The 16,424-nt window shown below is 61.6% G+C and carries 12 protein-coding genes; 10 read left to right on the top strand and 2 right to left on the bottom strand.

What is annotated here, in order from left to right:
• Positions 1–16 precede the first annotated feature (16 nt).
• Positions 17–1,522, bottom strand: a complete 1,506-nt coding sequence (locus tag CPI83_RS29510; protein ID WP_157920667.1) for a hypothetical protein — start codon at positions 1,520–1,522, stop codon at positions 17–19.
• Between the two features lie 49 nt (positions 1,523–1,571).
• Here CPI83_RS29510 and CPI83_RS29505 point away from each other — a divergent pair, with 49 nt between their 5' ends.
• Positions 1,572–2,528, top strand: coding sequence for a conjugal transfer protein (locus CPI83_RS29505; protein ID WP_157920666.1), 957 nt, complete (start codon positions 1,572–1,574; stop codon positions 2,526–2,528).
• On the opposite strand, the gene CPI83_RS29500 is transcribed toward CPI83_RS29505, so the two are convergent.
• The gene (locus CPI83_RS29500; protein WP_157920665.1) at positions 2,525–3,208 is read right to left on the bottom strand and encodes a hypothetical protein; all 684 of its coding nucleotides are present in this window, start codon (positions 3,206–3,208) and stop codon (positions 2,525–2,527) included. The two genes, CPI83_RS29505 and CPI83_RS29500, sit on opposite strands and share 4 nt — an antisense overlap.
• 786 nt (positions 3,209–3,994) lie before the next feature.
• Here CPI83_RS29500 and CPI83_RS29495 point away from each other — a divergent pair.
• From CPI83_RS29495 to CPI83_RS29455, 9 genes are read left to right on the top strand one after another with little or no spacing between them, the layout of a single operon-like run.
• Entirely contained in the window at positions 3,995–4,309 is a 315-nt protein-coding gene (locus CPI83_RS29495; RefSeq protein WP_097388399.1) for a hypothetical protein, read from the top strand.
• A 6-nt stretch (positions 4,310–4,315) separates the two neighbouring features.
• Complete coding sequence (locus CPI83_RS29490) at positions 4,316–4,705, top strand: hypothetical protein (protein ID WP_097388398.1); 390 nt, start codon at positions 4,316–4,318, stop codon at positions 4,703–4,705.
• 25 nt (positions 4,706–4,730) lie between these two features.
• Positions 4,731–7,328: an ATP-binding protein gene (locus tag CPI83_RS29485; protein ID WP_157920664.1), complete on the top strand. Its 2,598-nt coding sequence runs from the start codon at positions 4,731–4,733 to the stop codon at positions 7,326–7,328.
• A complete protein-coding gene (locus tag CPI83_RS29480; protein ID WP_157920663.1) occupies positions 7,321–9,534 on the top strand; it encodes a hypothetical protein in 2,214 nt (737 codons plus the stop codon). Before CPI83_RS29485 ends, CPI83_RS29480 begins: the two co-directional genes overlap by 8 nt.
• Positions 9,535–9,591: 57 nt before the next feature.
• A complete protein-coding gene (locus CPI83_RS29475; protein WP_097388395.1) occupies positions 9,592–11,370 on the top strand; it encodes a ParA family protein in 1,779 nt (592 codons plus the stop codon).
• A 48-nt stretch (positions 11,371–11,418) separates the two neighbouring features.
• The gene (locus CPI83_RS29470) at positions 11,419–11,709 is read left to right on the top strand and encodes a hypothetical protein (RefSeq protein ID WP_097388394.1); all 291 of its coding nucleotides are present in this window, start codon (positions 11,419–11,421) and stop codon (positions 11,707–11,709) included.
• 18 nt (positions 11,710–11,727) lie between these two features.
• Positions 11,728–13,206: a type VII secretion integral membrane protein EccD gene (eccD, locus tag CPI83_RS29465; protein WP_097388393.1), complete on the top strand. Its 1,479-nt coding sequence runs from the start codon at positions 11,728–11,730 to the stop codon at positions 13,204–13,206.
• On the top strand, positions 13,203–14,573 hold the full coding sequence (gene mycP / locus CPI83_RS29460; RefSeq protein ID WP_097388392.1) for a type VII secretion-associated serine protease mycosin: 1,371 nt from the start codon (positions 13,203–13,205) through the stop codon (positions 14,571–14,573). Before eccD ends, mycP begins: the two co-directional genes overlap by 4 nt.
• Positions 14,570–16,111, top strand: coding sequence for a type VII secretion protein EccE (locus tag CPI83_RS29455; RefSeq protein ID WP_097388391.1), 1,542 nt, complete (start codon positions 14,570–14,572; stop codon positions 16,109–16,111). Before mycP ends, CPI83_RS29455 begins: the two co-directional genes overlap by 4 nt.
• Positions 16,112–16,424 lie beyond the last annotated feature (313 nt).

Here is a 16,424-nt window from a genome sequence, read left to right as displayed (position 1 = left end):
GTGGTCCTAGTTCTCGTCAGGGCTGGTGGCCTGTGATGCGGATGAGTGAGATGGCGAAAGAGTCGTCCTTCGCTCCGGCTGCTGCACCGAACCCTCGATTGACGGCGCCGGTCGGCTCGGCGGTCGCCATGATCGTGAGGGTGATTTTCTGCGTCTTCACTTCGGGGATCGGCATGTTCGCCCCGGTACGTGAGGGGTTGATTTCCTGGATGAACCGTTGATTGCCGATCGACCACTGCACACGAGAGACAGTGCGATGTTCGATCCAGCGATCGATCCCCGACGGTTCGATGTAGTCGAAGCCCGGCGTCAGAAACACGTCGGAGATGACCACTGCGTACGGGAACGTGATCTCCATGACCGCCCCGTCGATTCCGAGAGCCCGCTTGCAGATCCACGCCTGAGACTTGTCGGCGGTGAACGCGAAACGGGCGTCTGTCGAGCCTTCGGGGCATTTCGCGGAGACCGCGCTCGGGGCGAGTACTCCGACGGCGCTCTCGGGGACTGGGATCGCCGTTGCGGCACCCGTTGTCGTGGCTGGAGCACCTGCGCCCGGGGTGGCTGCGGCGGCTGGGGGCGGCGGCGCTTTCTCGTCCGGGATACAGGAATTGACGCCGACGATAATCCCGACCAACACCGCGGCGGGCGCCAGGAACTTGACGGCTTTGCGGCGCCCGGGAGACATCGTCGTAAATCGCTCACGCAGCGCGCCGAGTACGCCGCTCGGCGCGCTCGGCTTGTCCGTGCGAGCGCCCCGCAGTGGTATCGGCGGTGGCGCGGCCGGAGCCCCAGGAGTGTCGATCGTAGGGATCGCCGCAGTGTCGTCGGACGTGGAGGCCGAGTTGGGCGCCGCGGCGTACGGATCGTTGTGCGCGGGCGGCGCGGACACTGGGGGCGCAGGAGCGAGCGATGACGGGGGAGGTGTCGCAGCGGCGTGGGAATCGTTGTCGACGGAGCCGTACTCGTTGCCGTAGAAGTCGTTCGACGGTGGCGCGCTCGGCCTGCGTGCGAGCAGGTCCCGAAATCCTGCACTCAACTGAAGACCCGGATCAACCGACTCTGCGTTTCGATCCAATGCCGAGGAGAGCGTCGGTAGGTAGTTGTCCGGAACCTGCTCCGCTGCGAACTCCTCGTCAGCCGCGGGATTTTCGGGTGGGGGTGGGATTGCGTCATCGGGTTCGGGGGTGCCGACGCCGACGCGGGCGCCGTCATCGACCGTGGATTGTGTGTCGCTGACGACATCGTCGTCGTCCCACGTCGGTAGATGCTGAACGTCTTCGTCGGCATCGTCGTCGCCGCCGACTTCGTGATGCATCGATCGTTTCGGAGTGCGCACCACCGGCTCGTCCGGAACCTCGAGCGGGCGACGGGTATGTCCGGGGGTGAGGGCGTCGTCGAGGTCCGCCATCCACTTGTCGGCATCGAGTTCATCGATCGGTGTACTCGCAAAAGCAGCGAGTGCATCGTCGATTTTATTGACGTTGATGGAGCGACGTTCGTCGTCGCTCAAAGGCCTACTCATGGACTGTTCCTTCCCCACGGAGATCGCCGATAAAAAGTATCATTGGTTCATGTCAATTATCGACCGCATCCGGATCGCTGTTCCCGTCGCATTCAAGCGTGTTAAATCCGCTCCGTCTGGGATGTTTACCGAGGCGTCTCTGTTGCGGACGATCAAACGAAATACGTTCATCGGTTACGTCACAGTTGTCGCCGTTCTTCTTCTATTTCTGATGGTCGTGTTGAAGCCGACTCCGCAGATTCCGGACACCACCCGTGAGTTCACCACGATGCAGCGAGTGCAGTTCTTCTCGACGAATTTTCTGACGGTCTGGCTCACTGGAACCGAACGTGACGCACCGACGGTCAAACAAATGGTCAGTGACACCTCTGCGTTGCCTACGAAGTGGGGTACGGAGCCCGTCGAGATTTCCGACGTGAGCGTCGCGGACCTCACGCGATCCGACCCTGGTGGTGTGGGAACCGAGTGGTGGGTCAAGCTCGGCGTGACGATTGTTCCTCCGAACAACGGCGCGTCTCAGCGGCTCTATTACCTGGTAACCGTCATCGAGCAGGATGAGGCGTTGCGGGCGTTGACGATGCCTCGGTTGGTTGATCATTCTCGGCCTGGTGTCGACTTGTCGCCGAATTTCGATTCCAACGTGTCGGTGACGTCGAGCCTCGGAACGACAGTGAATTCGTTCGCGCAGGCGTATTTCACGGCGGGGGAAGGGACGCTCGGTCGATTCGTGTCGTCATCATTCACTGGTGCGCCTATTCCGAATTCTCCGTATTCGTCGGCGGATGCGCTTGTTGTCCGAACGAAGGGAAGCGTGAACGTCGATCAGTATGAGGTCGGAGCTGCGCTGAAGATTCTCGTCACCGTTCGGGCGGGATTTTCGCTCACGACATTTCACACGATGGATGTCCCGATGACAGTGCACCGAACGGACAACGGAACATGGCAGATCGATTCCGTCGACAGTGTGGTGGAAGTGTCGAAAAACCAGCTCGTCCCCGGCAACTAAGTCGACTGGGACGAAATTTGCTCGGTGAGTAGCCGCGCCGTCACATTGAAAGTTTCCGCGGCCTCCACCAACTGGTTGAGCATTATCGGAGAGAGGTCGATGCCGTGCCGTTCGATGTTCTCTTCGAATTCGGTGACCATCTTTTTGCCCATGCCGGTCGTGAGCAGATTCGTTCCGTGCACGAACGCCAATGAGGTCGCGTACGTAGGCAACGTCCGTTCACCTTCTGTGGGAACGAAATTGTTGAGGTCCAACACCGCAGCCTCATGGCCCTGATAAAACCCGTCCACCATTTTCACCGAGTCGGTCCCATCGATCACCTGGACCGGCTCGGTGGGGTGTCCATGTTCGACGACGACTGTCACATGTTTGATGGAGTCGACGGGCAGCGTGCTCACCGAGACATCAATCGCGGGCGCTTTCGATGTGTCGTTGTAGGTCGCCGCCCACCGAATCCGATCTTTTGTCAACCGCACCGTGCCCGATGACGGCGCGGAAACCCAGAGAACACATGACGGACGCGCAGCCAAAGTCCAGAACGCGGGCGCCCGAACATCCGAATTGATCCACACAGTCGATGCGTCGTCGAGGAACCCTTTGCCGTATAGCCGCGCCACTCGCTCCATGTTTCGGGCGAGGTTCATCGACGTGCCTTGTGGCGACGACATGTAGAGGCGCATGAACGTCATCATAGACACTGTGAACGGCTTGATATTGCACTTCTTCGGCAGCCCGATACGCAACTGTTCTCTAATTGTTCTGGCGGTTGCGCCGAATTATTGATCCGTATTCTCCCAGTGGCGACGCGCTATTTCGGCGTCGGGTTCGTTGGCGAGATGCATGGCGACCGCCTCTGACCTCGAAAAATAGGCTCATGGCGGCAACCATGGCGCATCTCGTGGCACCTAGTTTGGCGAGGTGCATGGCGAGGGCTGTGGCGATGAGCATGGCGATGCTCATGGCGGGGTCCATGGCGACTAATCGCGTATCTCAGGATGCGCCGGAGGGCGTGAAATCGACCTAAACATGCAGTTAAAAGCGTTTCGAGCCTCCTCGCGTGCCTCGGGGTGGTGGATTAGCTCATGGCGAGGGTTATGGCGGAGGGAGTGGCGCTCGTTTTGGCACCGGAATTGGCCAATCCTTGGGCGCGTCTCTGAGCGCCATATCACGATGTATGGAGGGCTTGTCAACCCCAATTCGTGGCGCCCAGGTTCGCTATCTCGGGTTGCGCTTTGGGCACATTACGTGGTGGCCATTTGTTGGTCATCTGGGCCATCTTCAGGCGATGTACCGCGTCAACATCCGAGGCTCTTCGGGGCGAAACTTATGGCGCCAATTGGGTGGGAAAAATGGTGGCTTCCGGTGCTAGCCTGTGCGAGACAAATTGGCGCCGACACTCGCGATTAATTGCCGAACCGGGCGCGTTTGAACGTGTGATCGGTACACCCAGGAGAAGGAAATTAATTATGGACACCATTGGTGCGGAAGATGCATTCGCCGTGATCGCACAAGGCATCACGGCATCCGGAAGCGATATTGATTTCACCAAGATCGCGATGTGGGTCGCTGGGATTTTGGTCGGCGCGGTCGTTCTGGTGGCGACGTGGCGCCTCTTCAAGAACTACCTGTCTTCCGGTCAGAACGGTGCAGTCGTTGCACCCGAGGACCGCGCCAAGCAGACCGCTTCCATCATGATCGACGCCGGAATCGCGATGGCAGCCATTCTCGTGGTCATCCCGTTCGTCACCTGGGTGGCGAAGTTCATTACAGACAAGATGTGACCGCGGATGCGCCATTTTCGCGTCTACAACCGCGTTCGCGCAGTCGGTGTCACCTTCCCTGTTGCTGGTAATCACATCGGTATCGGGTCGGCAGCGATTCTGGGAGTCATCGTCGCGGCGACGGCGGCACTCGCGGCCTTCGCCTCATTCGTCGCCGGAACTATCGCCCTTGGATTCGTCGTCTTCATCGGCTTCGTCATTTTGCTGACGGCTTTCTTCGCAATAGTGAAGCTGACGCAGATGGGCAACCTTCGCGAGGGGACGCAGCTCTCTCTGATTCGAGATGCGATGCGCGAGCGTCGCGTCAAGAACTTCCAGACGCCCGACGTCGACGGCGACATCAACGACGATTTCGACCTGCTCACGGATTCGAATTCCGTGTACCGGAATCACTGAACTCACACTGTTAGAAGGGGACGACATGGGGGACTACCTCACTCCGGTACGCGAGGTCCGGGGAAACCTGATCTACACGGCCGATGGCCGTATTTGGGCGAACTACCACCTCAGCGGAATCAACGTCAGTGCGTACCAGGGCACGTCGATCGCCAACGGGCAGGCACGCAACAAAGATCTCTTCCACAACCTGAGTCAGATCGGCAGCGGCGACATGCTGCTACTGGGTATCAAGGCGAAAACATCCCCCGAAGAGTTCGTCGACCGCATGCTCAAAGGCATCCCCGATATCGCCGACGGACGACACGGCGCTCTCGCCGCACATGTCGATGCGTTCTTCCAGCAGATGCAGCGCGGAAAGCTCGAAGAATTTCAGCGCCTCTACATTCTCAGCATCGAAATCCCGACCGCGGCAAGCGGAACGTCAGGCACCGTGGCGAAACTGAACGGCACCGACCCTTTCGCCTCCATCGACCGGAACTACATCGCACGGCTGGAAACACAGATCTTCGATCTCCTGCCCGACGCATTCGAACCCGCGCGGACCACGCCGCTGATGCTGCAGTGGGTCCACGAACGCATGCGCCTACGCGGAATCGAGGTGCCGAGCGCGCCGCCGCGAGAGAACACCACACCCATCTCGCCGAAGGGGTTCGGAAACGTCATCATCGACAAGGCCGCGGATACACGCGCGGTCCTCGACGAGTTCCTCGAAGCAGTGGACTCCGGCGCTGTCAGAGCCACACCGAAACGGAAGCTCGGTCGGCTGCGCGAGAACTACGGCTCCATCCGCTACGGACAGCAGCTTTCCATCAGCAATCCTGAACAACGTACGAATAGTTTGCCCGACGGGCCGACGAGCTATCAGACTTTGATGGCTATCGGTGGATGGCCAACGACCCCCAAAAATGCGCTCAACACGTTCACCTATCTCGTCGATCAGCAGATCGGTGTCGACGCGGATTTCGCGCTCCGATTCTCGTTCAGTCAGGACGCTATTTCGCTGACCGAAACGCGACAATTCCTCAAGACCCTTGCTGGTGAAAACGAGGCGAACTCTGTCGACGAATTCGACGCCCAGGCGTACGGCGACCGAGGCCGGGAACGTCGGCTGCTGCAGAGTCAGGTCAGCGAAGAAAAGGGTCCGCGGGGGATGGAAGTTGCCGCGATCTTCGCGTTCGCCCACCCCCACCGCCTCACGCTGACCAAGCAAGTGGCTGCGCTGAAGGAGACGTTCCGTGGAAACGGATTCGAGCCGTTTGTTCCGGTCGGCGGACAATTCGAATTGCTGAACATGATGATGCCCGGGTCGTCCTGCACACCGATGGGCACCGAACTCAAAGGCACCACCACCGTGCACACGTTCTCCGCGTGCCTGCCGCTGCGTACGAGTCACGTCGGAGATCTGCAGGGTCTGCCGATCGCCATCAACATGGAAAATGCGCTCGGCCAGATCATCCTGCACGATTATCTCGGCGGCACCGAAGGCGGAAATGGTTCGATCGCCTGCACCGGTGAGCAGGGATCCGGAAAGAGCTACTTCCAGAAGATGCTCGCCGGACACATGTCAGATCTCCTGTGCCCGGCATGGGTGATCGATCAAAGCGAGCACGGCGAGTGGGTTGTCTACGCGCAGCAGCTCGGCGGTGTGGATGTCATCGACGCGATGGCGCCGCAGTACTCTCTGGACCCGCTGAAGGTGCTCCCGATGGAGCGCGCAGGAAAGCTGTTCGTCGATCTCATGCTCCCGCTGCTCGGTCTGTCGCCGATGAGCAAAGACGCGTCGATCCTGGCGAACGCACTCACACCGGCAAACCGTAAGGGTCACGGCATTCATTCCAGCCGCGACCTCATCGACTACCTCGAGAAGACCGCAGACGGACAACAATTGGCGACGGGCCTGGCGTTCTACGCCTCGCAGGAATACACCCGGACACTGTTCGACCCGATCGGACATGACGGCGGTGTCCGGCGGCTGCCCGCGTTCGCCCCGAGCCGTGACCGGGCTGTCGTGTTCCGCACCCACGGCATTTCCGTGCACAAGGGTGACGTGACGCCCACGACAGAGCCGTCGAAGCAATTCGGACGCGTGCTGTACACCGCGATCGCCGCGTACACGGCGTACGTGTTCTCGCAGAGCCGTGACCTCAATGCGTTTATCGCCGACGAAGTGTCCTTTCTTCAAGGGTCGAGTGTCCTCGAAGATCTCGTGCGCACTCCCGACCGTGTCGGGCGAAAGGCCGGAAACATCGTTGTCGCCGGTTCGCAGCTCGCGAAAGATCTACAGGACGGCAATTACGACCAGATCCGTAAGAAGTTCGCATTCCGTCAGACCATTCGCGAAAACGCGATCGCGGCACTGCAGTGGATGGGAATACCCGCCACCGAGTTGATGATCGAGAAGATGATGGTCGACACCTCACCTGGTGACAAGAAAAATAACAATCGCGCAATTCGCGGTCGCGAGGGTGAAGGGTGGTACCGGGACGGATCGGGGTCGATCGCTCGCGTGAAGGTCCTGCCGCAGGCCAGCGCGCGGCGTCACCGCTTCTCCGACACGACGACCAGCAGCATGATCCGTATCGAGGATGCCACCCGGGCGACGGTGGGTGGCCATGTCTAATCCGCTGGTCGACTTCATTGATTTGGCGGACAAGTACGGCACTCAGGTCAGCAGGTTCGGTGTCGACTTCTCCGGCAGCCTGTCGACACTGATCTGGCGCGCACCGACCGAATTGATCGTCATGTTCGTGCAGTTGTTGTTGACGTACTCGATCTGGATCGTGGACCTGATCATCAACAAGGGTCTATTCCTCGAGGTCGCCGGATCGGTGTACCAATCCCTGCTCGACACGATCTACCAATACGTCAATCCGTTGTACATCGCCGTCATCGCCGCGATGATTTTGTTCGCGCGTATGTTCATCGGGGACAAAGTGTTGACCACCGAAAAGAACGGTGGCCGCATCAGCGGATTCGAGCTCAACAATTCGACCCTCGGCGGCGACGAAGCGTTCCGGAAAAAGATCACCAGCGAGGTGATGAACTCCGCGGTCCTGTTGTTCATCATCATCATCGCGATGGCGAACCCCTTCACGCTGCTGGTGAAGGTGTTCTCGGGCATCACCTGGTTCGTCGGTAGCTTGGCTCCGCAGTCCACCGGCGCCAGCCCACAGGTCGACGGATTCCTCGCACCGATGTTGCAGGTGATCAATTTCCAGGAGGTACTCGCACCAGCCTGTGGGGAATCCTGGTCGGCCACGCTCGCCGGTGGCGGCAACGTCTCCAAACTCTCCTGCCTGACAGCATCCGAGAAAGCCGCAACCACAGCCGATCACGTCACCCTCGGGCTGGCGATCGTTTCGATCCTGATGGCAGCAGGATTCATCTACTTCTCGTGGATCATCCTGATGCGCTTCTCCTGGATGCTGTGCACGATGATCGTGAACGTCGCCGTCGTGCCCTGGCAGGCCGCGATGCTGATGGCAAGCCCGGGAAACGAGCGCAAAAAACTCAACGCGGTCAAGGACCGATTCCTCGAAGCCGCGAAAAGTCTTGCCTGGCTGATCATCACAGTGGTGGTGGCCTCAGCGGTGCCAGCTGCATTGATCACCGCGGTGTCGTCGACGAACATGCCTGCTGTGATCACGATGCTGATCTCGTCCGCCCTGTTCTTCCTGGCAGGCAAATTCGCGAACAAATACATCGGACGCCGATTCAAGCGCGACAAGGACGGCAACCGCATCGAGATCACCGATTCCGGTGCCACCGGCTGGAACGATTTCCGGCAGAACGGCGGAATGGGGAAGTGGCTCGCCGAACCGTTCAACGAGGCCCAGAAAGCATCCAAAGCGGAGCTGGCGATGTCGGAAGCGATTATCAACGGCACCAGCGAGACACACTCGCAGAGCACCACGCAGAAAGGCCCGACGGTGGATCAGCCGGTAGTGGACCCCGCATTGGACGAGGCGGTGAAAACGGTTGACCTGACGACGAAACAACCCGCCGTCATTCTCGATTCGGTCGCCGGAAAGATGCTCACCTCGACTGCCCCCAACGGCGTCGACACGGTGACAGAAGTTCAGCCCGCGGCCGGGCCGATGTCCTCGGCGGAATTTGCGGCAGCCGCGACGTCGGCGCTGATCGCCGAAGCAAATGGCCACGCGGAAACGCAGATGTCCGGCGCCAAAGCCGACGCGTTCACCGACCCGACATCGTTGACGGGCGGAGGTGACATCGGAGCCGGTGCAGTCGCCGGTATGGCAGCAGCGACCGCCGCTGGCGCCGTCGCCACCAGGGTCAGCGGATACCCCGGAACAGCAGGCGACGACAGCGGAGGGCGTCATCACCGCAACGACGGCGAAACCCCGAACGGAGCGGCGGAAGCCGTCGCGGCTGTGGTTGCCCTGGACCCCGAAGCCGAGCGCCGACAGACCATTGCGAACTACCTCGACGCGATCGAACAAATCTCCGTAGACCCGGACGCCGTCGAAGACACCAGCGTCACGACCACCATCACCACACACGACGTCGACACCACCGCATTCCACCGGGTGGCGAAGGTCTACAGCGAAACCGCCGAGCCCGGCGAGGTCGATCCGATCTCCGACGGCGTCGTCGGACGTTCCGGCGAGTTCCTTTCCACCGTGAGCAGTGACGTCCAGTGGCAGGAATACAAGACCCTTGCAAAGAGCATGGGAATGAACATCGAACCACCACCAAATGAATCCACAGAAGAACGCCCTAATATCACATTCTATTCATCGACTGTGGATGGAAAGAATGAAGTGAGATACCGTGGTCGCGGCGGGTTTGGAGACGCAATTTAAGTGCGGAAATGCGTGTTATTCTTCGACACGAATGGGTGACGTTTTACCGGAGGAATTATGGCCACGTTTGAATCGAATGATGACATTGCTGAACTGGAAGCTATGCGGGCCGCGCTGGTGGCAGGTACTCCCCACACGCCCGCACCACCGCCGCCGGTAGCCCCGCAACAAACGCGGGCTCCGGAATTGGCGCAGCAGTCCGTGGAAGTGGGATTGCCGGACGTCGACGACTTCGCCGAGGAGCAGCCGACGTCGCAGCGGGCGGAGCCTGAGATGCCGCCCGCTGAACCGCGGCCCTCCTTCACGAACATGCGCCCGCGCAGTTCCGGTCAGCCATCGCACGCTCCGCCTGCGCAGCAGTTCGCGCCGCCGCCGGAACCGCCAGTTGCGAGCACAGAAATTCCTGTGGACACCGACGGGTGGACGCCGATCTCATCGATGCCGCCCATCGCGCCGCCGCCGATCGCACACCCACCAGCGGCACACCCGCCGGTCGAGCAGTCGTTCGAGGAGCAGCCGTACGTAGAGCAGCCGTACGTAGAGCAGCCGTTCGGGGAGCAGTCGTTTGCGGAGCAGTCGTACGTAGAGCAGCCGCGGGTGAGGCAGTCGTATGTTGCGCAGTCCTACGCTGAGCAATCGCCACCAGTGCAGCACCGCGCTGCGCATTCTCCCGTCGCGCAGCCGCCTATTTCGCCGCCGCCCGTTTCACAGCCGCCTATTTCGCAGGCGCCGGTCGCGCATTCCGCTGTCGCGCAACCTGCGGTCGCGCCGCCGTCGATCACCGCCGAACAATTGCAGGCTTTGTTGGCGGAGAACCCGGGTCTGCTGGCCCAAATAGGAGCGACGACTACCGCGAGCGCCGACGCCACGAGGGCCACGCCTGCAGCCGCGGCGCCCGCGAATGCGGTCGCCGAACCGGAGGTCGATACCGCGCTGGCAAGCGCCGACCTCGCGAAAGAGGGATGGCGCGCGTGGCTGGTGAAGCTGGGCCTTCCCGTGCGGAAAGGCGCGACCGAACGATTCAACGACCTCATGGACTACGCACACGAGGTGATCCGCCGTGACCTCGGTAAACCCATCGTCATCGGAGTCACGTCGTACCGCGGAAGCTGCGGAAAGACATCTGCGACGGTCGTGCTCTCCCGGTTGTTGGCCGAGATCCGCGACGAAAGTGTCATCGCACTCGACACCGATCTGCACGGCACATTGTTGTCTCGGGCATTCGGTGTGAACGAGTCGGGCGGTGACCGGCAGATCATGATGACGTTGTCTTCTGTGCTGCGGGGCGGCGGCGCCGAAATCTCAAGCAAGGTATGGGACGGCGGTGACGGATTCGTCTTCGTGCCGGGTAGCCGGACGAACAAGGCGAACACGGTCACCCCGAACGACTACTACGCAATCCTTGACGCTGCGCGGCAGATGTATCGATTCGTGTTCGTCGACATGTCTGCGCTGATGGATTCGGAACTGTACAACACGGTGCTCCGCAGCCTCGACGGCTTGGTGATGATGGCGCCGACCGTCGAAGACGGTGTGCAGACGCTGTACGAGACGCAGTCGGATCTACATCAGCGCGGCGTCGGGAATCTGAACAATCACCGGATCACCGTCCTGAACAACACCAACCCCGCACGGACCGCGGTCGACACCGCCGAATTTGCGCGAGGGCTCAAACATCGCGACAAACGTGACGTCGTGGAAATTCGATACGACAAGCATCTGTCGCAGTCGACCGTGATCGACATCGCGCATCTCTCTCAGCCGACGACGACCGATTTCACGTTGGCGTTGGCGACGTTGATCGACACTTTTGATGACCGCGAAACGCATGAATGAAATCCGCTGAAAATTGCTACTGTTTTCACAAAAGAAAGGGACAGTTAAATGACTGAAATTCCGGATGCAGAACAGATCGCCCGCGACATCAGAACGAACCTCGACATGCTCGAAGAGGAACGCGCCGCCGTCGACGCTGCAACAGCAGTACGCGAGAAGGCGGAAAAGGATGAGGTTGCCGCGCAGCAGGCGTACAACGAGAGCATCGAGGAAGTTCGCAAGGGCGGTCTGCTGACCGATGCGCTTCTCGAGAGATTTAATCACCCTGTCCCCAAGCGTCCCGGACGTCCGAAGAAGCCTGCGGGAAAGCCCGCCGGTGCCTCGGCAGCGTCCGCATAACCGAAGGGCCGCACAGCCATGCTGACCAACACCATCAGGGACACCCACGTCCGTGTCACCGTGCAGGTGCCCGATCACACCGTGGACGTCACCCTCGCTCGCGATCCGGCGCTGGCCATCACGATCAAAAAATTGGTGACCTACATCGCGAACGCGCTGGCGAACAAGGACGACGAGAAAGCCCTGGAATGGGTGAAGGATCAAAATGCCGTCTGGCAGCTGACGAACCTTACGTCCGACCACCTCTCGTCGAGTATGTCCCTGAAGGACCACGGCGTCCTCGACGGTGACTACCTGATGTTGGTGAAAAGCGATCAGCGTGAGGCGTATCCGGCGCTGATCGACGACGTCGCCGAGTCGATCGCCTTCGCGCAACGCAACATGACGTCGTGGACGAGTGCGTTCGCGCGAACCCTCGCCTCGTTCATTGCGCCGCTGGTGGCGTTGGTCGGCGTCGGAATCGTCGTGTACGGCGGATGGACAGGCGAACTCGACACCATCGGGCAGGCTTCAGCGTGCGGTGTCCTCGCAGTTCTGGGCGCAGGCCTGCTCATCGGCGCGGGATTCGGGATCCGCGGTGCGGTCGACGCAACGGCACGTAATCTCGTCGCGGCGTTGATTCTGGTCGGCTACGTATGTGTCGGGGGAGCGGGCCTGCTCGCCTTCCCTGGAACAGTGGACATGTTCAGCGTGATCGTCGGTGCGCTGGTGTTGACGACCTGCGCGATCGTCGGACTGATGACAATCGGGAAACCCTCTCGATTGCACTACGCGGTAGCAACTTTCGGCGCGCTGATCCTGATCGGGTGCCTGCTGGCGATTGCCACAGAACGAGATCCATTGGTGTTCGCGGTACTGCTGAGCGCGTCGGCATTGCTGTTCCTCGTTTTCGCCCCGCGACTCTCGCTCGTGCTGGCGGGCATCCCGATGCCCTTCGTGCCGACCATGGGTGAGACGTTCGTTCACGAGAACTCGGACGACATCACCACCGTCGATTCCAGTTCCAGTTCAGCCGCGATCACCGCGATTCACAACCAGGAACACAAAGTTCTCAGTGCCTACGACTGCCTCGTCGGTATGACCTGGGGTGGGTTGTCCACGTTCGTGATCTCCGCGGTGGTGGCGGGCGCGAACATGGACCACCACCAGTCCGCGGTGATGGTGTTCTACGTAGTCATCGCTGCAGTGTCCCTGTTCCGCGGTAAGTCCTTCGAGGATGCGGTGTCCTCACGGTCGTGGATCGTCGCCGCAGCCACCACATACGCGGCGTTCGTGCTGACGTTGGCGGTGAGCGGCACGAATTACTCCTACGCACTCATCGGTCTCGGTGTCCTGGGCGCTGGGACCGCGATGGGCTGCTACGTCTCCATCCGCGAGAAGATCGTCAACTCGCCGGTCCTGCTCAAACTGCTCGAACTCGTCGAGTCGATCATGTTTGCCATGCCGATCGTGCTGATCGTCGTAATCCTCGACGGCTACAACAAAGTTCGCGGATGATGATCCGCCGGGCCGCTGCCGTGGCGGGTGCTGTGGGAGTGCTCCTGGCCACGGCGGCGGTGCCCGCCGCCGCCGTGGAACCTCCCGACATCCCCGGAATTCCTCTCACCACACCCGACGATCCGAACCCGGCGCCGTCGGTACCGATGGTGCAGAAAACGGCGTGCGCAACGTCCGCGACCCTCGCCGGATCGGAATTCACCCGCGCCACACCGGCGAACGTCGCGTTCGGTGTGGAAAACCTGCACCGGTACGCCACAGGTAAGGGAATTACCGTCGCTGTCGTCGATTCCGGCGTCTCTCCCGGTGTTCGGCTTCCCCGACTGACCGGTGGCGGCGACTACATCACCACCACCAACGGTCTCGAAGACTGCGACCATCACGGCACGCTGGTCGCCGGGATCATCGGCGCGGCCCCCGCCAGCACCGACGGTTTCGTCGGCGTCGCCCCCGACGCGTCGATCCTGTCCATCCGTCAGACATCGTCGGCGTACGAGCCCGCCGACAAAGGCCCCGACGCCCCGGCTGGCGGATCGTCGACCTTGGCGACCCTTGCCCGCAGCATCGTGCGAGCCGCGAACTCCGACGTCGACGTGATCAACCTGTCGATCACTGCCTGCTACCCGACGGATCAGTTCGTCGACACCTCCGACGTTGCTGCAGCGCTGAAATACGCCGTCGAGGTCAAAGACGTCGTAGTCGTCACGGCTGCAGGCAATTCCGGTTCCGATGCCTGCAAGTCGAACCCTGGGTACGATCCCGCGAACGGCGGCGATCCCCGCAACTGGAACGGCGTCGAGCACGTGTCGATGCCCTCGTTCTACGCGCCGCTGGCGCTCAGCGTCGGGGGCACCACTCTGACCGGCGAGGCCTACACCGGCACGATGGCCGGGCCGTGGGTGACTGTCGCGGCCCCGGCTGTCGACATCGTCTCCCTCGACCCCACCAAAGGCGACAACGGCGGACTGACCAACGCGACCGTCGGCAAGGACGGTCCGCGTGCGATCAGCGGCACGTCCTTCGCATCCGCATACGTCGCGGGTCTCGCTGCGCTGATCCGGGAAATGCACCCCGACCTGACTGCGCGAGAAGTGATGGACCGCATCCGAAACACTGCGCACACGCCAGGGTCCGGAGACCGTAATCTGATCGGTGAGGGTGTCGTCGATCCCATCGCGGCACTGACCTCCACTACCGCTGACATCCCCGCGGCGACCGCGTCGCCGTCCTACCAGGCTGCCGGTGCGCCCGGCACCGACGTGGAGACCCTGATCCGCAACATCACCATCATCGCGATCGGTGGCGTGTGCATCCTGGGACTCATTGTCGCGGTTGCCTATCGAATGCTTCGAGAGGATCGATCATGATCAAGCTGACGAATACCACCGCCCCTGTCGCGGTGGCCGTGGGTACCGTCGCCGTGTTGGCCATCGGTGCATTGCCCGGCGACAGTGTCGCCCGCCCGATCATCGCCGCGGTCGCTGCGCTGGTGATTCTGTCGATCCTGGTTGCTCCCGGCGGCAAGTCCACCGTCAACCGCTTCCGGCGGCGCCGCCATTTCGCCCGCCCCGACCGGTTCTTGTCGCTGCTGTACGCGACGCTGCGTGTGGGAACCGTGTGGGACGGGCAGGCGTTGTCGATGTTCGTTGCGTTGCGTCCGGTTCCGTTTCGGGTGGCGGTGGTCGGCGCGAACGAGACCGGCCTCGAATCACGTTCATTGCCACTGGAATTGATCCGCGACCATCTGATCCAAGGCGATGTGAATTTGGAATCCATCCGTGTGATCGCCAGCGGCTACCGCGCCTACGGTGACTCGGCCTACGGTCAGGCGTACACCTCGGTCGTCGGGCAGACCGCGATCCCGGACACCCTCCAGACGGTGATCGAGATCCGGGTCAACCTGCGCAAGTCGTACCAAAGTGTGCTGGCCCGCGCCACGAACGGCAGCATCCCCACCGGCATCGGTAAGGCCGCGCACATCGTCTCACGGCGCCTCGAACAGAACCTCAACATCGAGGGGTTCTCGGCGAAGGTGCTCAGGCGCAACGAGATTCGAGACTTCCACGACATGATGCTGGCGCCGATGAATGACGGGCTGCGTGACGAGCGGTGGACGCATCTCGGGGGAGCCGTTCCGACAGTGACGGCGGCGCCGACCGAATGGAGTGAACTCGCTGTCGAGCGGTGGCTCGGTGTCCCGGCCGACCGTATCGCCTATGTTCTCGAGATCGCCAACGACCGCCACCGGCAGGCCACCGTCGGTTTGACCGTCGCCTACTCGTACAGCAAAGCGACGAAGATGCCCGCGCGGGCGTTGAGCTTGCGGGCGAACGACGGCGAGCACGGCGACCATGCCACGGCGATGCTTCCGTTGGCGCAGACCGTCTCCTCGCCTGCCCCGACCTTGACGGTGCCCCGCGGATCCGCGTTCCCTGTCTCCCTTCCGGCGTACGGGCTCGGGGTGTACCTCGGGCCGTGGGCAGACGGAGCTGGCCGCGTTTTCCTCAACACCGACACCAGCGGCGAGGTCCTCTGGCTCGAAACGCCGGAGGCGTTCGTGCAGCAGCTGGCTGCTCGCATCACCACTACCGGCGCCCGTGTCGGCGTCTACATCGACACGCCGCAGTGGTCTGACCTGGCCAACCGTGTTCTCGGGTTGCGTCTGTCCCCGACCGAACCTGTCGACGTCGCGATCTATCAGGGCAGGCCGCCATCGCAGGTCCCGGCTTCGACCGTTGTGATCGTGTGGGCTCCGGAAGGTGTTCCGTCCGCTGTCGCGTCGGCGCACCGGATCACCGCCGACGAGAACAGTGTGATGACTGTCGTTTCCCGGACCTCGCGCGCGAAGTTCCATTGGGAAGCCCCGATCGCGGAGTTGCCGTTCGTGACCTCGCTGCGGGGGTAGATCGTCGAAGTGCCTGCCGGGGTCCGCTAAAGCGAGCCCCGGCAGGCTGCAACGGATGGGGCAGCGTCGAACGGCGGGTCCGTCCGGTGGAGCGGCCTTGCTCGGCAACAATCGTTTCGTTTCGGAAACAGCAGGAGCCTGGCGTCGGCCGGTCGACACGACTCGTCTGGCGCAGGCCCTATTTTCGCTAAACAATTCGTTCAACATTAGTCAGCAACATTCCCGGCAATATTGATCGTTATAAAAGGCGATTAGGCGTCACGCGCCCCGACCCTAGGTGCCCTGAGGAAACTCTCATCGGACTCCCGCTGCG

It is taken from the genome of Rhodococcus sp. H-CA8f, assembly GCF_002501585.1.
GTDB lineage: Bacteria > Actinomycetota > Actinomycetes > Mycobacteriales > Mycobacteriaceae > Rhodococcus_F > Rhodococcus_F erythropolis.
Note: the sequence above shows the minus strand (reverse complement) of the source record. Positions and strands in the feature narration are given on the sequence as shown.